The 21,449-nt window shown below is 71.0% G+C and carries 18 protein-coding genes, 1 tRNA gene and 2 riboswitches; of the genes, 10 read left to right on the top strand and 9 right to left on the bottom strand.

Annotated features, from left to right (window positions below):
* Nucleotides 1-213: 213 nt before the first annotated feature.
* The 4 genes from EV190_RS20080 to EV190_RS20065 all read left to right on the top strand — a co-directional run bounded on the left by EV190_RS20080 (nt 214) and on the right by EV190_RS20065 (nt 5,550).
* On the top strand, nt 214-1,122 hold the full coding sequence (locus EV190_RS20080) for a hypothetical protein (protein WP_133743148.1): 909 nt from the start codon (nt 214-216) through the stop codon (nt 1,120-1,122).
* A gap of 200 nt (nt 1,123-1,322) precedes the next feature.
* Nucleotides 1,323-2,639, top strand: coding sequence for a M16 family metallopeptidase (locus EV190_RS20075; protein WP_133743147.1), 1,317 nt, complete (start codon nt 1,323-1,325; stop codon nt 2,637-2,639).
* Between the two features lie 60 nt (nt 2,640-2,699).
* Nucleotides 2,700-4,052, top strand: coding sequence for a M16 family metallopeptidase (locus EV190_RS20070; protein WP_133743146.1), 1,353 nt, complete (start codon nt 2,700-2,702; stop codon nt 4,050-4,052).
* A 232-nt stretch (nt 4,053-4,284) separates the two neighbouring features.
* Nucleotides 4,285-5,550 carry a serine/threonine-protein kinase gene (locus EV190_RS20065; RefSeq protein ID WP_208113254.1) on the top strand — a complete coding sequence of 422 codons (1,266 nt, stop codon included), beginning with the start codon at nt 4,285-4,287 and terminating at the stop codon, nt 5,548-5,550.
* A gap of 63 nt (nt 5,551-5,613) precedes the next feature.
* Here the strand turns inward: EV190_RS20065 and EV190_RS20060 are convergent.
* Both EV190_RS20060 and bcp read right to left on the bottom strand, forming a co-directional pair.
* A tRNA-Leu gene (locus EV190_RS20060) sits at nt 5,614-5,687 on the bottom strand.
* Nucleotides 5,688-5,784: 97 nt separating this feature from the next.
* Nucleotides 5,785-6,267, bottom strand: coding sequence for a thioredoxin-dependent thiol peroxidase (gene bcp, locus EV190_RS20055; RefSeq protein ID WP_133743145.1), 483 nt, complete (start codon nt 6,265-6,267; stop codon nt 5,785-5,787).
* A 342-nt stretch (nt 6,268-6,609) separates the two neighbouring features.
* Here bcp and EV190_RS20050 point away from each other — a divergent pair, with 342 nt between their 5' ends.
* Together EV190_RS20050 and EV190_RS20045 are read left to right on the top strand one after the other, a co-directional pair.
* Nucleotides 6,610-7,677 (top strand): CDP-alcohol phosphatidyltransferase family protein, encoded by a 1,068-nt coding sequence (locus EV190_RS20050; protein WP_133743144.1) that lies wholly within the window; start codon nt 6,610-6,612, stop codon nt 7,675-7,677.
* 17 nt (nt 7,678-7,694) lie between these two features.
* The gene (locus tag EV190_RS20045) at nt 7,695-8,093 is read left to right on the top strand and encodes a DUF3618 domain-containing protein (RefSeq protein ID WP_133743143.1); all 399 of its coding nucleotides are present in this window, start codon (nt 7,695-7,697) and stop codon (nt 8,091-8,093) included.
* 59 nt (nt 8,094-8,152) lie between these two features.
* Here EV190_RS20045 and EV190_RS20040 read toward each other — a convergent pair whose 3' ends face one another.
* Nucleotides 8,153-9,346: an amino acid deaminase/aldolase gene (locus EV190_RS20040; protein WP_133743142.1), complete on the bottom strand. Its 1,194-nt coding sequence runs from the start codon at nt 9,344-9,346 to the stop codon at nt 8,153-8,155.
* A gap of 173 nt (nt 9,347-9,519) precedes the next feature.
* Between EV190_RS20040 and purU the strand changes: the two genes are divergently transcribed.
* Together purU and EV190_RS20030 are read left to right on the top strand one after the other, a co-directional pair.
* Nucleotides 9,520-10,377 carry a formyltetrahydrofolate deformylase gene (purU, locus tag EV190_RS20035; protein ID WP_133743141.1) on the top strand — a complete coding sequence of 286 codons (858 nt, stop codon included), beginning with the start codon at nt 9,520-9,522 and terminating at the stop codon, nt 10,375-10,377.
* A gap of 266 nt (nt 10,378-10,643) precedes the next feature.
* Nucleotides 10,644-11,243 carry a DUF6286 domain-containing protein gene (locus EV190_RS20030; RefSeq protein WP_133743140.1) on the top strand — a complete coding sequence of 200 codons (600 nt, stop codon included), beginning with the start codon at nt 10,644-10,646 and terminating at the stop codon, nt 11,241-11,243.
* 75 nt (nt 11,244-11,318) lie between these two features.
* Here the strand turns inward: EV190_RS20030 and EV190_RS20025 are convergent, their stop codons facing one another.
* Entirely contained in the window at nt 11,319-12,011 is a 693-nt protein-coding gene (locus EV190_RS20025) for an HAD family hydrolase (RefSeq protein ID WP_133743139.1), read from the bottom strand.
* A 327-nt stretch (nt 12,012-12,338) separates the two neighbouring features.
* Between EV190_RS20025 and EV190_RS20020 the strand changes: the two genes are divergently transcribed.
* Both EV190_RS20020 and EV190_RS20015 read left to right on the top strand, forming a co-directional pair.
* Nucleotides 12,339-12,749: a VOC family protein gene (locus EV190_RS20020; protein WP_133743138.1), complete on the top strand. Its 411-nt coding sequence runs from the start codon at nt 12,339-12,341 to the stop codon at nt 12,747-12,749.
* Nucleotides 12,750-13,052: 303 nt separating this feature from the next.
* The gene (locus EV190_RS20015) at nt 13,053-14,288 is read left to right on the top strand and encodes an epoxide hydrolase family protein (protein WP_133743137.1); all 1,236 of its coding nucleotides are present in this window, start codon (nt 13,053-13,055) and stop codon (nt 14,286-14,288) included.
* A gap of 705 nt (nt 14,289-14,993) precedes the next feature.
* On the opposite strand, the gene EV190_RS20010 is transcribed toward EV190_RS20015, so the two are convergent.
* The 5 genes from EV190_RS20010 to EV190_RS19990 all read right to left on the bottom strand — a co-directional run bounded on the left by EV190_RS20010 (nt 14,994) and on the right by EV190_RS19990 (nt 20,825).
* Nucleotides 14,994-16,403 (bottom strand): L-serine ammonia-lyase, encoded by a 1,410-nt coding sequence (locus tag EV190_RS20010; protein ID WP_133743136.1) that lies wholly within the window; start codon nt 16,401-16,403, stop codon nt 14,994-14,996.
* A 110-nt stretch (nt 16,404-16,513) separates the two neighbouring features.
* On the bottom strand, nt 16,514-17,785 hold the full coding sequence (gene glyA / locus EV190_RS20005) for a serine hydroxymethyltransferase (protein WP_133743135.1): 1,272 nt from the start codon (nt 17,783-17,785) through the stop codon (nt 16,514-16,516).
* A gap of 6 nt (nt 17,786-17,791) precedes the next feature.
* On the bottom strand, nt 17,792-18,172 hold the full coding sequence (gene gcvH, locus EV190_RS20000; protein ID WP_133743134.1) for a glycine cleavage system protein GcvH: 381 nt from the start codon (nt 18,170-18,172) through the stop codon (nt 17,792-17,794).
* Between the two features lie 126 nt (nt 18,173-18,298).
* Entirely contained in the window at nt 18,299-19,414 is a 1,116-nt protein-coding gene (gcvT, locus tag EV190_RS19995; RefSeq protein WP_133743133.1) for a glycine cleavage system aminomethyltransferase GcvT, read from the bottom strand.
* A 47-nt stretch (nt 19,415-19,461) separates the two neighbouring features.
* Nucleotides 19,462-19,559, bottom strand: a riboswitch (glycine riboswitch).
* Nucleotides 19,560-19,660, bottom strand: a riboswitch (glycine riboswitch).
* 103 nt (nt 19,661-19,763) lie between these two features.
* Nucleotides 19,764-20,825 (bottom strand): 3-deoxy-7-phosphoheptulonate synthase, encoded by a 1,062-nt coding sequence (locus tag EV190_RS19990; protein WP_133743132.1) that lies wholly within the window; start codon nt 20,823-20,825, stop codon nt 19,764-19,766.
* Nucleotides 20,826-21,449 lie beyond the last annotated feature (624 nt).

Raw genomic sequence — 21,449 nt, 5'->3', positions numbered from 1 at the left:
TACTGCCTCCGTGCTGGGGTGGGAGAGTAGGACGCCGCCGTACGTTTTTTTCGGGGAGGGGCCGCACCTGTCGGGTGCGGCCCCTCCCCCTTTTTGTTTTCCACGGGTCTTCGCGCGCCCGGTGGGAGGCGTGTCACCGGAGGCGAACCGAATCGGGGAACTTTCCGTGTGTTTCCGGTGCCGGGAGTTCCCGGGCTGGGAACATATACCGTCATGGGTCACCAGCGCTCCAGAAGAGCGGCGATCGCCGCGGTCATGACGTTGTGCGTGGTCACCGGCTGCGTGCAGCCGTCCCAGGAGGACGGCGCCGGGAGACCGCCGGCGGAGAGCTCGTCCAGCTCTCCGGACGGCGAGCCCACCGCGGGACCGGTCGAAGGGGACCCGGACACCCCTGTCCAGACCCCCGAAGCGACCCCCGAAGACCCCGCGGACCTCGTCGCCGCCATCGAGAGGGCGGTCCTCACCCGCCGGACCGCGCGGTACACGGCGACGGCCTCGCTCAGCGGGATCCGCAGGGCCGAGGCCACCGGGGGCTACGCCTTCCACTCCGAGGACTCCGTCGACTTCACCGCGGACCTGGACATGCGCAGCAGGGACGGGGACGACTACTCGGCCCGGGCCGTCGCCGTCGGGGACCGCTTCTACCTCGAACCGCCCACCACCGAGGGCATGCCCGACGGGACCACCTGGATCGGCCGCTCCCGGGAGGACTTCGAGGACCCGCCCGAACCTCGCGCGCTCTACGCCGAGACGATCAGGGCGATCTCGGGCATCCGCGATTGGAGCATGATCGCGGGCTCCACCGACCTGGTGCCCGCCGGCGGGCGCAGCGTGGACGGGGTGCGCGGTCGCGGCTACCGGGCGACCTTCACCGTCCTCGACGGCATGCAGAACGTGAGCGGAAAGGGCGGCGCCTGGCGTGTCCTGCAGGACCTGTACGCCCAGGGCGTCCGCGACATCGACTTCACCGTGTGGGTCGACGACGAGTACCTGCCCCTGGCGGCCGTCGTGGAGTTGGAGGGCGACGGGAGACACGGGCACATCGACCTCGTCTTCAGCGACTGGGGAAGTACCGTCGACTTTCCGGTACCGCCCTCCTCGGAGGTGTGGAACCGGTCGTGATCCCGGGGCGCGTCCACCAGGACGAAGCCCGCTCCGAGCACGTCCACCGGGCACGCGGAGGGGCCGCGTGCCCGGTGCGCCGCCGAGTGCGCATACCGTGGCATCGGGTGAGTCACCGGTACTCGCCCGCTCGGCCGAGGGCATAGGCTCGAGGCTCAGTACGACAATCCGTATCCGTTGAGCAAGGGGTGCAGGAACTGGTGACGACCAACGGCGCGGCAGGGCGGATCACTCAATACAAGCTGGACAACGGACTTCGACTGATCGTCGCCCCGGCCGCCACCGGGCAGGTGGCCGCCGTCAACCTCTGGTACGGGGTCGGCTCGCGGCACGAGGTCCCCGGCCGGACCGGTTTCGCCCACCTCTTCGAACACCTCATGTTCCAGGGCAGCGGGAACGCGGCCAAGGGCGACCACTTCGACGCGATCGAACGCCTCGGCGGCGACATCAACGCCTCCACGTCCAGCGACCGCACCAACTACTACGAGACCGTGCCCGACCACGCTCTCGACCTCGCACTGTGGCTCGAGGCCGACCGCCTCGCCACCCTGCGTGACGGGATGAGCCAGGAGGTCCTGGACAACCAGCGCGACGTCGTCAAGAACGAGCGCCGCCAGCGCTACGACAACGTCCCCTACGGGACCGCCTTCGAGCGCATCCTCGCCCACGCCTACCCCGAGGGCCACCCGTACCACCACCCCACCATCGGCTCGATGGCGGACCTGGACGCCGCGGACCTGGAGTACGTGCTGTCCTTCCACGAGGCGCACTACGGTCCCGACAACCTCGTCCTCACCGTCGTCAGCAACCTCGACCCCGACGACGTGCACGAACGCGTCCAGCGCTACTTCGGCGGAATCCCCGCCCGCACGGTCACCGCGGTCGCGCCCGACGCCGTTCTGGAAGGCCCCCTCGGCGGCCCCAAGAGCGAGGTCGTCAAGGAGAACGTCCCGGCCCCCGCGGTCTTCCTGATCTACCGGGTCGCCCCCTACGGCACCCGCGAGTTCGACATCATGCAGCTCGCCTCCGCCGTCCTCGGACAGGGGCAGGGCAGCCGCATGTACCGCAGGCTCGTCGTGGAGCGCGGCCTCGCCAACGATGACGGCGGCTCCTCCGCCGACCTGGTCAACTTCCGGTACACGCCGGGCCTCTTCTTCGTCAGCATGATCGCCCGTGAGGGCGTCGGAGGGGAAGAGCTCGAGACCGCGATGCTCGACGAGATCGCCACCCTCGCGGAGGGTGTCACCGAGGAGGAGCTGGAGCGCGCCCGTGCGGTCCTCGAGCGGGACCACCTCCAGGCCATCTCCACGCCCGGAGGCCTCGCCGACGCGCTCGGCAGTTGCACCCAGCTCTTCGACGACCCCGAACTCGTGTACACCTGGCCCGAACGGTGGGCCGACATCACCACCGACGACATCGTGGAACACGCCAAGCGGCTGCTCACCCCGGAGAACCGGCTCTCGCTCCGCTTCGAGGCGGAGGCCGAGGCCGAGACCGCCGAACCGGCCGAAGCCTGAGTCCGTCGTCACCCTTACGCGCGCGTCCTGACGCAGAGGAAGAGCAGAGGAAGAGCCGTCTTGAGCAACCTGCAGCCCCGCCCCGTGCTTGGTGAACCCGCCCGCTACACCTTTCCCAAGCCGCAGCGGGTCAAGGCCGGTGGCGGCACCGTCGTCGCCATCGACATCCCCGGCCAGCCGTACGTGGCGGTGCGCCTCGTCCAGACCGCCGGCGGCGCCGGCGAACCCCTCGAGCACATGGGCGTCGCCACGCTCGTCAACGAGGTGCTCGAGGACGGATTCGACGGCAACAGCTCGCTCGCGCCCGCACTGGAGCGCTACGGCGCCGAATGGGTCTCCCGCATCGGCTGGGACAGCTTCATCACCGGGGTGGACGCTCCCGCCAACCGTATCAAGGACGCCGTGTCGCTGTTCGCCGCGGCGGTGCGCACCCCGGCGCTGCGCACCGAAGACGTCGTGCGCCGCCGCGACCAGCTCGTCGAGCGGTTCTGGCTGGAGGCGTCCGTCGCCTCCACCCTCGCCGCCCGCACCATCGGCGGCCAGCTCTTCACCGGCCGCTACGCCACCCCGCTCAGCGGAGGCCCGGTGCACCAGCAGGAGCTGACCCCCGAGACCGTGCGCCGCTTCCACGCGGACAACATCGCCTCCGTCGCGGGCACCCTCGTCGTCGTCGGCGACCTGACCGGGGTGGACCTGGAGGAGATCGGCAGGACCGTCTTCGGCGACGCCGCGCCCGCTCCGCAGCGGCGCACCGTCGCCCCCGAAGGCGCCCCCGGCGAGCTGCCACGCGTCGTCGTCCTCGACCGGCCCGGCTCGGTGCAGTCCGCGATCGTCCTGGCGCACCGCGCACCCGCCCGCGCCGAGGTGGACCTGCCCAAGGTCGAGGGCATGAGCGACGTGCTCGGCGGCATGTTCACCTCCCGCCTCAACATGGAGCTGCGCGAGCGCCTGGGTTACACCTACGGTGTCGGATGCCGGTTCGACCTGCGCCGTGACAGCGGGGTCTTCGTGATCAGCACCCAGGTCGAGGCGCCCACCACCGCGCACTCGGTCACCGCGACCCTGGAGCAGATCCGCAAGCTCCAGGACGAGGGCGTCACCGAAAGCGAGCTCAACGCCGTGCGCGAGTCCAACACGGTGGGCATGCCCGTCAGCTACGCCACCGCGGGCCGCCTGGCCGGCGCGCTCGTCGAGTCCGTCGTGCACGACCTCCCGGAGGACCACGTGGACCGCCTGCGTGCCGGATTCGACCGGTTGACAGCCGATGACCTGCGCGACTCCGCCCGCGAGTACCTGCACCCGCAGGAGGCCGTCGTGATCGTCGCTGGCGACGCCGAGTCGCTGCGCGGACCGCTCGAGGAGACCGGCGTGGGGCCCGTGACCGTGCGTGACCCAGAGACGCTTTGGACCTAGACCGGTTTCAAAATTTCTCCGGGGGCAAAATCAGCCTTGGGAGAGGTATGTGCGACATGTGACGCAGTCCTCGGGAGATAACGAAAGCGAACCTAAGTGACTGTGATGTGGCAACTACCTGCTCTGATGTTCACCGGCGTTGGTATAACGAGTAGAGCGTCCCCTTTTCGTGTCGACCGTCGTAACAGTCCGCAGGAGGCCACCGTGGCCCATGACCTGATGTCCTAGAGCCGTGTCCTCCATCGAACAGCCCCCAGCAGAGCGACCGGAGTCCTCGTCGCTCGATTCGTCGCGCCCGGTAGCGGTCGATGACGTCTTCGAAGAGCAACGCGTCCTGGCGGGGCGCTACACGCTGCGTGAACCCATCGGGCGCGGCGGGGTCGGCACGGTGTGGCGGGCCACCGACCTCGTCCTCACCCGGGAGGTCGCGGTCAAGGAGCTGCGCCTGCCCGGCGACCTGACCGAGGAGGAGCGCACCTCGCTGCTGCGCCGTACCACCCGCGAGGCGCGGGTCGCGGGCCGGCTCACCCACCCCAACGTGGTCACCGTCCTGGACGTGGTGAACGAGGACGGCCGGCCGTGGATCGTGATGGAACTGGTCGTGGCGCGCACGCTCGCCGAGATCATCGAGATCGCGGGCCCGCTGCCGTACCCCAGGGTCGCCGAGATCGGCCTCCAGCTGATGAGCGCGCTCAAGGCCGCGCACGACGAGGGGATCGTGCACCGGGACGTCAAGCCCGAGAACGTCATGATCAGCGAGGACGGCCGGGTCGTCCTGACCGACTTCGGGCTGGCCGCGTGGACGGGCGAGTCCGCGCTGAGCAGCTCGGGCCGCATCATCGGCTCGCCGTCGTACATTCCGCCCGAGCGTGCCAAAGCCGGCCCGGTCGGGCCGTCCTCGGACCTGTGGTCGCTGGGCGCGACCCTGTACTCGGCGGTCGAGGGACGCCCGCCGTACAACCGCAAGGGGTACATCGCGATCCTGCGCGGAGACGACCTGGAGGAGCCCGCCCCCGCGGCGAACGCGGGGCCGCTGGCCCCCGTGCTGGCGGGGCTGCTCAGGGTCGACCCGCAGGCCAGGCTGACCGCGGACAACGCGACCGCGATGCTGCGCATCGCGTCCCTGGCCCCGTGGGCGCCGGAGACCAGCCCGGAGACCGCGGCGCGCTCCGCGGCCGAGGCGGAGAACGAGGCGGCGCGGCGGGCCGCCGACGAGGAGCACGGGCCGTCTGCGGCCGAGCACTTCAAGGCGGGCGCCGAGGCGCTGCGCAACAACCTGCACGAGCAGGTCGTGAACGTCTCGGACGCGCTGCAGCGGCACCGGCCGGAGTCGGTGAGCGCGCTGCTGACCTCGATCCGCGAGTCAACCGACACCCTGGGCCTGACCAGTTCGGGAAAGCACCGCAACCACCGGAGGCACACCCCGGTGGTCATCGGGGTGGTGGCGTTCGTGCTGATGCTGCTGTCGGTGATCCTGTGGGCGCTGGTGTTCCGGTAAGCCCGCGAGGACACGCGAACGGGGTGCGGAGGGGAACTCCGCACCCCGTTTCTCTTCCGCTCGTAGGGCCGACGGGATTCGAACCCGCACTGGCACGATCCTAAGTCGTGTGCCTCTACCTGCTGGGCTACGGCCCCGTGTCCGCTCGGACGGTCGCACCGTCTCCGGGTGTCCGTCTGAGGGTGGCAGTTCGGGCGGGGGGAACGCAAGTCGCGCCGCCCCCGCCCGCCCGGGTCACAGGCCCAGTTCGCGTTTGAGCCGGTTCACGTGGCCGGTGGCCTTCACGTTGTAGAAGGCCTTCTCCACCGTGCGGTCGGCGGAGATGACGAGGGTGGAGCGGATGACGCCCTGGACGATCCTGCCGTAGTTCTTCTTCTCGCCGTAGGCGCCGTACTCGGTGAGGACCCTGCGGTCGGGGTCGCCGAGGAGGGGGAAGGCCAGGCCCTCCTGCTCGGCGAACTTCGCCAGCCTGTCGGTGCTGTCGGGTGAAACGCCGAGCACGGTCAGCCCGGCGTCGTTGAAGGCGCGGAGGTTGTCGCGGAAGTCGCAGGCCTCGGTGGTGCAGCCCGGGGTCATGGCCGCCGGGTAGAAGTACAGCACCGCGCGGCCGTGCTCCTTCAGCACCTCGCTGAGGGTGACGGGCCTGCCGTCGGCGCCGTCGAGGGTGAAGTCGGGGGCGGTGTCGCCGGGTTGGAGGCGGGTGGTGGTCTCGCTCAACGCGGGCTCCTCAACTGGTCGGAGGGGAAGGTCCCCTGATCGGACCGGTCCAGCCTATTGCGCGTGCGGGGGGCGGGCTGGGAAGGTCGCGAGACGGCCGCTCGCGGGCCGTGGGGCCTTTGGACCGGGGGCGCGGGTCCGGATTATGCGGTATTAACGAAACGCTTCGGGGTCAACGGGCGCATGGTGGACCAAGTTCGCCTTAAGGTTGACCAAGCCCGTCTCGCGGATTCGGGCGCCGGACGGGCCGCGCGCCGCGCAGCGCCGCGGGGCCGGTCGCCGGTGGTCGGCGGGTCGGGTCGAAGCAGCCTCCCAGCTTCGTGTTCTAGGAGTTCACCAGCGATGCCCAGTTTCACCTTGGACGAGGTCCGGAACCGTGTATGCCGGGAGCGCGATTCCTGGTGGACGGTGTGGGCGGTCGATCCGATCGCGTTGCGTCTGGTCCGCCTGATCGCGAACCGGACGTCGATCACGCCGAACCAGTTGACGGTGACGGTCCTGCTGCTGGGCCTGTGCGCGGCGGCGTGCTTCGCGCTCGGTGAGGGGCCGTTCCTGGTCGCGGGCGCGGTGCTGTACTACGTGTGCTTCCTCGTGGACTGCATGGACGGCAAACTCGCGCGGTTGACCGACCGCGAGTCGCTGTTCGGGTCGTGGATGGACTACATTTTCGACCGGTTCCGGGTGCTGGTGTGCGCGATCGCCCTCATGGGCGGCCAGTACGTGCTGACCGGGCGGGACGTGTTCGTCTGGCTGGCGTTGGCGGTGGTGTTCTGCGACATGCTGCGCTACCTGAACGCGCTCCAGGTGTACAAGATGCGCCGGGAGATGCGCTCGCACCTGGCGGGGGCGTTGGAGCGGGCGCGGGCGACGCTGTCGATGCTGGAGCCGGAACCGGTCCGGGCCGGCCAGCCGATGAGCGACACCGGTGAGCAGGCGGTGCTCAAGCACGGGATCTCGGTGCTCGAGCAGATCCTGCGGTCGCAGGCGGAGAGGGAGAGCCGCGCCGACCGGGCCGCGGGCAAGCAGCCCGACGTGCGGTTGCCGCGGGTGGACCTGCACCAGGGCTTTCGGGACCGTTTTCCCTGGTATCAGAGGTTCTGGGAGTTCATGCGGGCGCGGCGCGTCCGCACCCACCTGGTGAGCGGTATCGAGTTCCAGATCGCGGTGTTCGTACTGGCGCCGCTGGTTGCGGTGTTCTCACTGTCGGCGGTCGTCTGGATCACCGTGGTGGCGGGCGTTTTGCTTCTCGCGTTCGAGATCTTGATCGTCTATAAACTGTGGCTGTCCACGCTGGACTTCTTCCGGGTGGTGGACGGGATCGAGAGCGCGTTGAGCCTTACGCGCGAGCCTGACGAAGAGGCCGGTGGGCAGACCCCGGCCGAGAACCCATCGCAGACGACCCTGCGGTAGCGGAAGGAAGCGGCTGTATGGAGGGACGCGACCCCGCGGGTCCGCAGCGGGACCCGGCGAGTGTGCAGGCCGATATCGAACGCGCGCAGGCGCGGTTGGCGTTCGCGATCGACGAGCTGGTCGACCGGACGAGCCCCAGGAGCGTGGCCAGGCGCGGCCTGGGAAGGCTGCGGGACACCGGTGAGAACCTGGTGGAGGAGGCGCGCGCGCTGGTGACGGGAAGCCCGGTGCTGCGTAGGGACAGCCGGCTGGTCGAGCCGGACGAGGGCGCGATCCTGGTCAAGGGCGAGGACGAGGTCGTGGCGGACTACGAGTTGCGCCGCCCGCCGTCCCCGGCGCTGCTGATCGGGGTGGGTGTCGGTGTGGCCGTCGCGGTGGGCGTGGCGATCGTCCTGCGGCGGCGCCGCCGACGCTGACCCGTTGGCGGGTTTCGGGCGGGGCCCGGGGAGGTTTTCTCCCCGGGCCCCGCCGTTTCCTACAGGAAGGTCCTGCCCTCGCCGCGGTAGGTGGGGACGGTGGCGGCGACCCGGTCCCCGTCGATGAGGTGGAGCTGGTCGAAGTGTTCGCAGAGCTCCCCGGACTTGGCGTGGCGCATCCAGACGAGGTCGCCGACGTCGAGGGTGTCGGCGGCGGCCCCGAGCAGGGGGGTCTGGACCTCGCCCGCGCCCTCGGTGGGGCTGTAGCGGAGTCCGGCGGGCAGGTAGGGCTGGGGGAGGCGGGCGGGGTCGGGGGGCCCGGAGGCGAGGTAGCCGCCGCCCAGGGCGGTGGCGACGCCGGCGGCGGGTCGCCGGACGACGGACAGGGCGAAGAGGGCGGCGGGGCTGCGGTCGACGGACCGGTAGTGGTCGAAGAGCCGGGACTGGTAGAGGCCCGACCCGGCGGCGACCTCGGTGACGGCGCGTTCGCGGCTGGTGGTGTGCAGGCTTCCGGTTCCGCCGCCGTTGACGAAGCGCAGGTCGGTGACGGCGCGTACGGCCTTGACGACGGCGGCGCGGCGGCGGGCGAGTTCGAGGCGCGACCGCTGCTGGACCCAGCGCAGGGTGGCGCCGTAGAGGGGCCGGCCGGGAGGCGCGTCGCCGATCCCGGCGATCTGGGCCTCGTAGGCCATGATGCCGTCGAGGTGGAGGCCGGGGCGGCGGGTGATGGCGAGGGCGAGGTCGGCCGCCTGGCGCGGGGTGCGGACCGGTGACCGGTACGCGCCGATGCGGGTGCGGGGGCCGAGGGGCTGCCAGCTGGTGTCGATGTCGATGCACACCTTGACGGGGGCGGAGCGCGCGGGCGCGGCCGCGGTGATGAGGTCGAGGTGGGCGCTGTCGTCGACCATGAGGGTGATCCTGGCGGCGGCGTCGGGGTCCGCGGCGAGCCGGGCGACGGCGTCGGTGTCGGCGGTGGGGTAGGCGACGAGGATGTCGTCGGTGAGGTCCTCGGAGGCGAGCCAGAGTGCCTCGCCGAGGGTGTAGGCCATGACTCCGGCGAAGCCCGGGAGGGAGAGGGCCTCGCGCAGGAGGTGGCGGCAGCGGATGGACTTGCTGGCGATCCGGATGGGCGTGCCGCCCGCTCTGCGGGCCAGGTCGGCCGCGTTGGCGCGTAAGGCGGCCAGATCGACGATGGCGAAGGGCGCCCGCAGGTGGGAGGTCGCCGCTTCGTAACGTTCGCGAACGCTGCTCATGGGCTGAGCATTCCACAGTTTCGTGAAAGTTATTCATGTTATGGGAGGAGTAGACCACACCGCTGCGGACGGAACGCGGGTTTGTGCCCGCTGGTCAGGGGGTGCCCGGTTACCCTGGAGATTCCTGCCGGAAGACGCCCTGCCGCGTTCCCTTGACGAAAGTCCCCTGTGCCATGAGTGATCGTGAATTCGTGTTGACACTGTCGTGCCCGGACAGCCGTGGAATCGTCGCGGCGGTGGCCAACCTGCTGGCCGCGAACGACTGCAACATCGAGGAGAGTCAGCAGTACGGCGACCACTACACGAGTCGGTTCTTCATGCGGGTGCAGTTCCTGGCCGAGGATCCCGAGGTCGGGGAGGACACGCTGAGGGGGGTGTTCTCGGCGCTGGCGGGGGAGTTCCGGATGGACTGGGACCTGTGGCGGCGCGACGCGCGCCCGCGGGTGCTGGTGATGGTCTCCAAGTTCGGCCACTGCCTGAACGACCTGCTCTACCGCCAGCGCAGCGGACTGCTGAACGCCGAGATCGTGGGAGTGGTGTCCAACCACCCGGACCTGGAGTTCCTGGCCCGGTCCTACGGTGTGGAGTTCCACCACCTGCCGGTGACGCCGGAGAACAAGGCGGAGCAGGAGGTCCGGCTGCTGGAGCTGACCGACTCCATGGGGGTGGACCTGGTGGTGCTGGCCCGGTACATGCAGGTGCTGTCCGAGGACCTGTGCCAGAAGATGTCGGGGCGGATCATCAACATCCACCACTCCTTCCTGCCGAGCTTCAAGGGCGCGCGCCCCTACCACCAGGCGCACGTGCGCGGGGTGAAGCTGATCGGGGCGACGGCGCACTACGTGACGGCGGACCTGGACGAGGGGCCGATCATCGAGCAGGAGGTCGCGCGGGTGGACCACACCTACAGCCCTGAGCAGCTCACCGCGATGGGCCGGGACCTCGAGTCGGTGGCGCTGGCGCGCGCGGTGAACTGGCACGCCGAGCACCGGGTCCTGCTGAACGGCGGAAAGACGGTGGTGTTCCGCTAGGGCGTGCCCCCCCCGGACCGTTCCGGGCCCGCGCCGCGTGACCGTCGAGCGGCGGCGCGGCAGGTGGGCCTTCGCGAGTCGGCGCTCGCTCCCGCACGGGCGCGCGCCCGCTGGCGGGCGCGCGGGAAACACGCCTCCGGTCCCGTGGTCGGAGGGCCCGGATTCGGGTAGGGCAGTGGGTCCCGGCCCACCATCGGGGGAGAGACGGGAGTGAGTCGGGAGCGTCGGCGGGCCGTGGCCGACGATTTCGGGATTGGGGGACAGGCATGACGACGGTAGAAGAGGCGTTGGGCCGCCCGGACCAGGTCTCCGCCGAGCGGACCGGCGGCGCGACCGTGCACACCTTCCGGCCCTGCCGCTCCTGGCGGGTCCTCGGTGCCGGCGCGGTTCTCGTGGCGGTGGCGGGGGTGGCGGCGGCGGAGGTCATCGCCGCGCTCGCGGGGAGTTCGCTCAGCCCGCTGTCCTTCGACGGCGTGTCCGAGCACGCCTCCACCGCGCGCTGGAGCGACCCCGCCGTGCGGGTGGCCTCGGGGGTTCTGGCGCTGATCGGACTGGTGCTGATCTCGCTGGCGCTGGTGCCGGGACGGGGGTACCGGCGGACGCTGCGCGTCGGTGACCCGGTGTTCGCGGGGAACCTGTCCGAAGCGGTGCTGATCCGGGAGCTGGCCGTGGCGGCGTGCGGGGTGGAGGGGGTGCGCGACGCGCGCGTCGCCCTGGGCCGCCGCCGGGTGCGGGTGCGGGTGGGGGTCGGACCGGAACCGTGCGGCGCGCTGCCCTCGCTGGTCCGGGCGGCCGTGGAGCAGAGGGGCGCGGAACTGGCGCTGGCCGACGAGCTGAAGGTGCGGGTGCGGGTGCGGCGCGCCTGACTCCGGAGATCCGCCCAGGGAGCGGCGCCGGGAGCCGTGGAGGCCCCGGCGCCGCTTCCGTGCCGGGCGCCGGGGTCAGGCGAGCAGCGCCTCCATGACCGCGTCGGTGTCGGACAGGTCGTCCAGGACCGTGGAGGCTCCGGCCGCGCGCAGGGTGGCCGCGTCGCAGAAACCGGTGGCGACCGCGACGATGCGGGCGCCGCCCTCCAGGGCGGCGCGGACGTCGTTGGGGGTGTCGCCCACGAGGACCGTGGTGTCGGGGGTGAACTCGAGCCCGGTCGCCTCGTGGACGCGGCGTCGCGCGACACCGACGAGTTCGGGGCGGGCCCGGTGGTCGTCGCCGTAGCCGCCGAGTTCGATCTCGACGAGGCCGTCCAGACCGAACGCCCCCATCTTGTGTCGGGCGTTGCCGATGGCGTTGCCGGTGAGCAGGGAGGACAGCACGTCGGGTGAGGCGGCGCAGCGCTCCAGGGCCTCGCGCGCGCCGGGCAGCACCCGGCCGCGGGTGCGCAGCTCATGGGCCCGGCGCCGGAACTCGGCGTCCTGGAGCCGCAGGAACCGCGGGAACTCCTCGGCCCTGTCCGCCAGGCCGTTGGCCTCGAGGGTGTCGATGAACCACTGCCACTCGGTGCGCCCGGGACCGCGCGTGTCGACGTGCTCCCGGAGCCCGGTGAAGGCGCTGAACGCGGTGGAGAACACCGACCATCCCACGTCCTCCACGTCCAGCAGTGTCTTGTCGATGTCCCACAGAACCAGTCGTTCGCCCATCCGCGCCTCCTCGAAGTGCCGTGTCCACGGTAGTCCAGATATACGCCGGGATCAGAGGGTTCGCGGCATTGGGATGGGTGCTCCGCGCGCGGGCCGGGGGTGCCTGCGGATGATCCCGGCGTCGGCGCTCCGAGGTCCTCTTCCCGTCGCGTGGTGGTCGCGACGGGACGGGGTCGAGGGCTTCGGCTGGAGTGGCGGACGAGTGCCGGACCGACGACCGCCGCTCCCGCTGGGCGCCGTCATCCCTCCCTGAAGACTTGCCCAAGACCGCGTGTACCCGCCGTCCGCGTCACCGACGGCGCCGCATCCCGTTGTTACCTTGGCGGAATGGCAGACAAGAAGATCTTCGTGAACCTGCCCGTCAAGGACCTCAAGAGGTCCGTGCACTTCTTCACGACGCTCGGTTTCACCTTCGATCCCCGGTTCACCGACGAGAACGCCACCTGCGTGGTCGTCAGCGACCACATCTTCGTGATGCTGCTCGTCGAGGACTACTTCCGCACCTTCACCAAGAAGGAGCTCTGCGACGCGACCACCCGGACCGAGGCCATCCTCGCGCTCTCCGCGGGGAGCAGGGAAGAGGTGGACGACATGGTCGGCCGGGCACTCTCGGCCGGCGGGAAGGCGTCGAACGACCCCATGGACGAGGGGGGCATGTACGGCTGGGGCTTCCAGGACCCCGACGGCCACCTCTGGGAGGTCGTGTCGATGGGGGAGAGCGAGACGGCCCCGCGGTAGAGGGGACTCCGGGCCCTCGCGCCAGTTGTCGCAGTACGGCCGCGGCTGGCCGGAGGGCCACAGCAGCGGCCCGCCGACCGAACTGCCGTGGGGAGCATGTGGATCGGCGTGCCCCGGCACCGGTCCGACCGTTCTCGCGCTGTCCGGGGGTGTCCGGCCGGGCCGGCACCGGTGGCCGCCGGAACCTCCGGGTTCGCCGAGCCCGTCGTTTGCCGGTGGATCGGTGGCTGGAGAATCCTGGCGGAAGACATCACGGCTCGCCGCCCGGCAGGCCGGCGCCACATCCCGGTAAGGAGCCACGCGATGAACGCCCCACACGCCTTTCCCCTGGAGCCTGTTCCGATCCACGTCCCCGACGAGGTTCTCGATGACCTGCGGACCCGCCTCACCCTGACCCGTCCACCGCTGGACGAGGGGAACGAGGACTGGTCCTACGGCGTCCCCGACAGCTATCTCCGTGAGCTGGTCGCCTACTGGCGGGACGGCTACGACTGGCGCAGGGCCGAGGCCGCCATCAACGTCCACGAGCACTACCAGGTGAGCGTCGCCGGTGTCCCGGTGCACTTCATGCGCAAGCCCGGCCGCGGCCCCCACCCGATCCCGCTGATCCTCACCCACGGTTGGCCGTGGACGTTCTGGCACTGGTCGAAGGTGATCGACCCGCTCGCCGACCCGGCCGCGTTCGGCGGTGACCCCGCCGACGCCTTCGACGTCATCGTGCCGTCTCTGCCCGGCTTCGGGTTCCCCGGCCCGCTCGCCGGCTTTCCGGACGTCAACTTCTGGAAGGTCTCCGACCTCTGGCACACCCTGATGACCGAGGCCCTGGGGTACGAGAAGTACGCCGCCGGGGGCTGCGACATCGGTGGGATCGTCTCCAGTCAGCTCGGTCACAAGTACGCCGACGAGCTGTACGGCATCCACATCGGCTCGGGACTACCGCTCGACTTCTTCAGCGGCCCCCGGGCCTGGGACTTCGCCCGGAACCGCCCCCTCACCGACGATCAGCCCGCCGATGTCCGCGCCCGGATCGTCGAGCTGGACCACCGTTCGGCATGCCATCTCGCCGTGCACATGCTCGACGGCGCCACCCTGGCCCACGGGCTGAGCGACTCACCCGCCGGACTGCTCGCCTGGCTGCTGGAGCGCTGGAACGCCTGGAGCGACAACGGCGGCGACATCGAATCCGTTTTCACCAAGGACGACCTGCTCACCCACGCCACGATCTACTGGGCGAACAACTCCATCGCCACGTCGATGCGCTACTACGCCAACGCCAACCGCTACCCCTGGACTCCTTCCCACGACCTCACCCCGATCGTGCGGGCCCCGGTCGGCCTCACCTTCGTCACCTACGAGAACCCGCCCGGCGTCCACACCGCCGCCGAGCGCGTCCAGGCGTTCAGGGCCGGTCCGCAGAGTGACTGGTTCAACCACGTCAACGTCAACGCCCACGACCACGGCGGTCACTTCATCCCCTGGGAGAACCCCGACGCCTGGGTGACCGACCTCCGCCGCACCTTTCACGACCGCAGGCCCTGAACGATCCCCCGGCACCCGTGCGGGGAGCGGACCGGGTACAGACGGAAGGGGCGACAAGCCGGTCAGCGGCCCGGCCGCAGCGTTGGGATCGACCTGTGGCCAGCGGGGGAACGGGGGATGCGTTCGAAGGCCTCATGGACCGCGCCGATGACGGACAACGCCGGCGCGGACGGAAAACCGCGGAAGGACCGCGCTTTCGTCGGAGGGCGCGGTCCTTCCGCGGTTTCGCCGCGCGAGGCTCTCCCCCGGGAGGCCGACGGTTGGTGGAGGAAAGCGCGGTCGACCGCCCCACCGGCGCTCCCACGGCCTTTCCGTGATTTCCGGACCGTTCCACCGCCGGCTGCCGTAGCGATCCTGCTCGCCTCGATTGCGCCGCGAAGCCTTTTCTCACCGCCGATAACATTCACTTATCGGAGGTAAGGGGATGGGCGATACGGACAAAGTCCTAGTTGAGTCTCATTAGGCGACATACAGGGCTGAATAATTATTCATTCACCGGGTTTCCACGGCCGGTGAGGCCGGTTCCGACGTCCGGGAGGACGGAAGCGGGCCGCTTCGCCCGCTCCGGGAACCCGACCACTCGTGCCCCCGTCCCGCACCGGGGCCTGACCGCCGGATCCGCGCAGCCGCCGCCTTCGATGATCTCGACGTCAGCGCCCCCCGAAACGGACACCGCAGGGCGCTGACGTCAGGACCGTCGATCGGTCAGCACTCGATGACGTTCACGGCCAGCCCGCCGCGACTCGTCTCCTTGTACTTGTCGGACATGTCGCGGCCCGTGGTGCGGACCGTCTCGATGACCTTGTCCAGGGAGACGAAGTGGCTGCCGTCGCCGCGCAGCGCGATCCTGGCGGCGGCGATCGCCTTGACCGAGGCCAGGGCGTTGCGCTCGATGCACGGCACCTGGACCAGGCCGCCGATGGGGTCGCAGGTCAGGCCGAGGTTGTGCTCCATGGCGATCTCGGCGGCGTTCTCCACCTGCTCGGGAGTGCCGCCCAGCGCCTCGACCAGTCCTCCGGCGGCCATCGAGGAGGCCGACCCCACCTCGCCCTGGCAGCCCACCTCGGCGCCGGAGATGGAGGCGTTCTCCTTGAACAGGATGCCGATCGCGCCCGCGGTGAGCAGGAACCGGACGACGCCCTCGTCCCCGGCCCCCGGGCTGAAGTGCGTGTAGTAGTGCAGGACGGCGGGCACGATGCCGGCCGCGCCGTTGGTGGGCGCGGTCACCACCCGGCCGCCCGCGGCGTTCTCCTCGTTCACGGCCAGCGCGTAGAGGGTCACCCAGTCGCTGCCGCGCATCGGGTCGGTCTCGTGCGCGGTGTCCGGGCGCAGCAGTCCCGACGCGTCGCAGGCCCCGCCGAGCTGGCGGTACAGCCGGTGCGCGCGCCGGGGCACCCGCAGCCCGCCGGGCAGGGTCCCCTCGGTGGTGACGCCGCGCCGCACACACTGGCGCATCACCCGCCAGATCTCCAGGAGCCCGGCGCGCACCTGGTCGGCGGAGCGGCCGAACGCGGTCTCGTTGGCGAGCATGAGGGCGCTCACCGACATGCCGGTCCCGCGGCACAGCTCCAGCAGTTCCGAGGCCGTTGCGAACGGGTGGGGCAGCGGCGTGTCGTCGGTCCTGATCCGGTCGGAGCCGACGGCCTTCTCGTCCACCACGAAGCCGCCGCCCACCGAGTAGCAGACCTCGGCGCGCAGTTCGGAGCCCGAGGCGTCCAACGCGGTGAACCGCATCCCGTTGGGGTGGCCGGGCAGACTCTCCCGGCGCCGGAAGACCACGTCGTCCCCCGGGGCGAACGCGATCTCGTGCTCGCCGCCCAGCGCCAGCCGCCCCCTTTCGGCGACGTCCGAGAGCAGGCGCGGGACGGCGTCCACGTCCACGCCGTCAGGGGCCTGGCCGAGAAGGCCGAGGACGACCGCCGAGTCGCTGCCGTGCCCCTTGCCGGTCAGCGCCAGTGAGCCGTACAGCTCCGCGCGCACGCGCGCGACGTCCGCCAGGAGGCCCTGGGCGCGCAGTCCGTCGACGAACGCGCGGGCGGCTTTCATCGGGCCGACGGTGTGCGAGCTGGAAGGCCCGATCCCCACCGTGAAAAGGTCGAACACGCTGATCGACATCGCGATCCCCTCCTCGCGCCCTGGTCGAGGGCGGACCGAAAGACGAAGGGGGCCGGCTTGTGGCCGAGCCCCCTTGACACCCCGGAAGGCGAAGGCCCCCGAGGACCGCGCTACAGGTTGGGGTAGAGCGGGTGCTTGGCGGCGAGCGCGCTGACGCGGGCGCGCAGCGAACCGGCGTCGAACTCGGGCTTGAGGGCCTCGGCGATGATGTCGGCGACCTCGGCGAAGTCGGCGTCGTCGAAACCGCGTGTGGCCAGCGCGGGCGTGCCGATGCGCAGCCCCGAGGTGACCATCGGCGGCCGCGGGTCGTTGGGGACGGCGTTGCGGTTGACCGTGATGCCGATCTCGTGCAGCCGGTCCTCGGCCTCCTGGCCGTTGAGCCGGGACCCGACCAGGTCGACCAGGACCAGGTGCACGTCGGTGCCGCCGGTGAGGACGTTCACGCCGACCTCGGTGGCGTCGGGCCGTGTCAGCCGCTCGGCGAGGATCCTCGCACCCGAGAGGGTGCGGCGCTGGCGGTCGGCGAACTCCTCGCTCGCCGCGACCTTGAGCGCCACGGCCTTGGCCGCGATCACGTGCTCCAGCGGACCGCCCTGCATGCCGGGGAACACCGCCGAGTTGATCTTCTTGCCGAGTTCGGCCTTCGCCAGGATGAGCCCGCCGCGGGGCCCGCCCAGCGTCTTGTGGGTGGTGGTGGTCACGACGTCGGCGTACCGCACCGGGTTGGGGTGCAGGCCGGCCGCCACCAGGCCCGCGAAGTGCGCCATGTCCACCATGAGCAGCGCGCCCGCCTGGTCGGCGATCTCGCGGAAGCGCGCGAAGTCCAGCTGGCGCGGGTACGCCGACCAGCCCGCGATGATCATCTTGGGCTGGTGCTCCTTGGCCAGCGACTCGACCTCGTCGTAGTCCACCGTGCCGTCGGACTCGCGCACGTGGTAGGCCACGGCGTTGAGGATCTTGCCGGAGTAGTTGAGCTTCATGCCGTGGGTCAGGTGCCCGCCGTGCGCCAGGTCCAGGCCCAGGATGGTGTCGCCCGGCTTGAGCAGCGCGAAGTACACGGCGGTGTTGGCCTGGGCGCCCGAGTGCGGCTGCACGTTGGCGTGGTCGGCGCCGAACAGCGCCTTGGCGCGGTCGATCGCGAGCTGCTCGACCACGTCGACGTGCTCGCAGCCGCCGTAGTAGCGGCGGCCGGGGTAGCCCTCGGCGTACTTGTTGGTCAGGACCGTGCCCTGCGCCTCCAGGACGGCCTGGGGGGCGAAGTTCTCGGAGGCGATCATCTCCAGGGTGTCGCGCTGGCGGGCGAGTTCGGAATCGACTGCGGCCGCGACCTCGGGGTCGAGCTGGGCCAGCGTCTGGTTGAGCATGGTGCTCTCGGCGGTCATGAAAAGTTAACCTTCGCCTTCGGTGAGCTGCGTGTACTGTTCCGGGGTGAGCAAATCGGCGGGCTCCTCGGAGAGCTCCACCTTGAACAGCCAGCCCCGGCCGTAGGGGTCGGAGCCGATCAGCTCGGGGTTGTCCACCGCTGTCTGGTTGACATCGACGACCTCCCCGTTGACCGGCGAGTACAGTTCGCTGACCGACTTGTGGGACTCGACCTCGCCGCAGCTGTCGCCTGCGGTGACGGTCGACCCCACCTCGGGGGGCTCAACGTAGACGATGTCGCCCAGGGCCTCGGCCGCGAAGGCCGTGATGCCGATGGTGGCGACGTCGTCGCTGATGGCCACCCACTCGTGCTCCTTGGTGTAGCCCAGCTCCGCGGGAACGCTCAATTCAACTCTCCAGGAGTGTTGTCCATTATTCAGCAGGGGCGCCCGCTGCCGTGCGCCACCCCGACCGGCTCCGCCCCGCCGCTGCTCGGCGGTGGCGGACGGTACACACCATGTGCGGGAGGCCTGCTACCTGTCCCGCTTGTAGAACGGCAGCTCCACCACGTCCACCACTTCGGCGCGGCCGCGCACGTCCACGGCGAACTCGCCGCTGGACAGGTCGGTTCCGGCGGCGATGTAGGCGATCGCGATGGGCTTTCCGAGGGAGGGGGAGGGGGCTCCGCTGGTGATGGCTCCGACGGGTACGCCGTCGCGCAGCACGCCGTACCCCTTGCGGGGGACGCGGCGGCCGCGGCCCACGAGGCCCACGAGGGTCTGCGTGGGACCGGACTCGGCGCGGGCGGTGAGCGCGGCGCGGCCGACGAAGTCGCCGGGCTTGTCGAGTTTGACCACGCGGCCCAGGCCCGCCTCGTAGGGGGTGAGGTCGAGGCTGAGCTCGTTGCCGTACAGCGGCATCCCGGCCTCCAGGCGCAGGGTGTCGCGGGCGGACAGCCCGGCGGGGAGGAGGCCGTGCGGCTCCCCGGCCTTGGCCAGGGCGTCCCAGACAGCGGTGGCGGATTCGGGGGAGACGAAGAGCTCGAAGCCGTCCTCGCCGGTGTAGCCGGTGCGCGCCAGCAGCACGGGGTGCCCGGCGACGGTGCACCGGTACCCGGCGTAGTACTTGACGGCGGCAAGGTCGGCGTCGGTGAGAGGGGCCAGGATCCGCGTGGAGCCGGGGCCCTGGAGCGCGATCAGCGCGTACTCGGCGGACTCGTCGGTGACGGCGGTGTCGAAGCCGTCGGCGCGCAGGACCAGCGCGTCGAGGACGGCGTCGCTGTTGGCGGCGTTGGCGACGACGAGGTACTCCTCCTCCGCCAGCCGGTACACGATGAGGTCGTCCAGCACGCCGCCGTGGTCGGCGGTGATCATGGTGTAGCGGGCGCGGCCCACGCCGACCGCGGAGAGCTGTCCGACCAGCGCGTAGTCGAGGAACTCGGCGGCCTGCGGGCCGCGTACCAGGATCTCCCCCATGTGGGAGAGGTCGAACAGGCCGGCCGCCTCGCGGACCGCCCGGTGCTCGGCGCTCTCGCTGCCGTAGCGCAGCGGCATCAGCCATCCGGCGAAGTCGACCAGGCTGGCGTTCAGCGCCTCGTGGACCTCGTGCAGCGGGGTTCTGCGGGCGCCGCCGACTGGAGCCTGACTCATGGGCACTCCTGGAAGAGGATGGACGCGAACGAAGCTACCAATTGCCATCCTCCCCCTCTGTCATCTTTGCCTGAGAGCTTCGCCGCGCGGGCGGCTTGCACCTTCGGCGAGGCGCCTGTCACAGGCTCCTGCTTTCCAGAGTGCTCTTGCCCGTGCGGTCCGTAGCGCCTGAGAGGTTCTCTGGGGAGGGGTTGCTCCTTCGGCGGTCCGCGCTGGCTGCTGCGGACGCTCTCCCGCACGGGGTCGTCGAGTGTCCCCAGCCTAGCAGTGCGCCGTGCCGGAGCCCAGAACCGGGAGGCCGCGCCCCCGGAAGGGGCGCGGCCTCGGAAGACGTGCGGCGCGGGAGCGCTCAGCCCACGGTCTTGCGGCGGCTGCGCACGGCCTCGGCCAGGCCCGTCAGGACGCCCTCGGTGGTCTCCCAGCTCATGCACTTGTCGGTGATGCTCTGCCCGTAGGTGAGCGTGGCCGGGTCCCCGAGCTCCTGCGCGCCCGCCACGAGGAAGCTCTCCAGCATCACGCCGGTGATGCCGGTCTGGCCTTCGGCGACCTGGGCCGCGATGGCCTCGGCCACGCCCGGCTGGCGCAGGTGGTCCTTGCCGCTGTTGGCGTGGCTGGCGTCGATCATGATGCGGCGCGGCAGGCCCGCGGCCTCGACGACGTCGAGCGCGGCGTTCACGTCGGCGGCGCCGTAGTTGGGGCCCGAGCGTCCGCCGCGCAGGATGACGTGGCAGTCCTGGTTGCCCGAGGTGGTCACGACCGCGCCGAGGCCGTCGGGGTCGACGCCGAAGAAGGTGTGCGGACCGGCGGACGCGCGGCAGGCGTCCACGGCCACCTGCACGTCGCCGTCGGTGCCGTTCTTGAAGCCCACGGGCATGCTCAGCCCGCTGCCGAGCTGGCGGTGCACCTGGCTCTCGGTGGTGCGCGCGCCGATAGCGCCCCAGGCCACGGCGTCCGCGATGTACTGGGGCGTGATCGGGTCGAGGAACTCGGTGCCCGAGGCGATGCCGAGCGAGCCGATGTCCAGCAGCAGCTTGCGGGCGGCGCGCAGGCCGCGGTGCACGTCGAAGCTCTCGTCCAGGCCCGGGTCGTTGATCAGGCCCTTCCAGCCGAGCGTGGTGCGCGGCTTCTCGAAGTAGACCCGCATGACCACGCACAGCTCGGAGCCGACGTTCGGGATCAGCGCCTTGAGGCGGCGGGCGTACTCCAGAGCGGAGACGGGGTCGTGCACCGAGCACGGGCCCACGATGACGAGCAGCCGGTCGTCCTCCCCGTCGAGCACGCGCTTGACCTCGGCGCGGGCGCCCTCGACCAGCGCGGTGCGCTCGGGGCCCAACGGCAGTTCGGCCAGGATGTCGTGCGGGGCGACGAGCGGCTGGTAGCTGACGACGCGTGTGTCATTGGTACTCGGCATGGATTCCTTATCCTTCATCCCCTGGTGGGCTCGGTGCCTGCCGAGAGGAAACCCTTGCGGGACTCTGGGCGGACCCGCCGCGGTTCGCGTTCCGGTCTCCGGTGGGGGCGGTGGCCCCGGCGGGGAAAACGGGTGGTGGGCCCCCCGGCCCGCGGCGGTGGTGGGTCGCGCGGTGGCCGGTGACGAACCCGGCGCCTTCGCTGCTCGTGGCTGGGGCGCGAAAGCGTGCTTCGACGGACACTCACCGAAAACCCTAACGCGGAAGAGCGCGCGACTATTGCGGTGGCCCGGAGAACTGTGACGAGGCCCATTGCTTCGCGGAGTGTTCCCGATACACCGGGAGGCCGGGCCGGTGAGTCTAGGATGAGTCCGATGGACGAGTTGCGCGGCGGTCGGGACGCTTGGCGGCCGGACCGCGGGACGGCCCCGGAGCGGGACCGCACAGGCAGGCGCGCTGCCCCGTCGTCTGCCGATCCGGTTCGGACCGCGGTGCGCGCCGACCGGCTCGATCCCCCGGACCGTGTTCCGGGAAGGGCCTCCCGGAAGCCCGCACCCCGCGGCTTCGCGCGGCGGCTCCGGGGACGCGTCCCGTCCCCCGCCCCGCCGCCCCCGTGTCGGACTCCC

The sequence above is a fragment of the Actinorugispora endophytica genome, from assembly GCF_004363075.1.
Taxonomy (GTDB): Bacteria; Actinomycetota; Actinomycetes; order Streptosporangiales; family Streptosporangiaceae; genus Actinorugispora; species Actinorugispora endophytica.
Note: the sequence above shows the minus strand (reverse complement) of the source record. Positions and strands in the feature narration are given on the sequence as shown.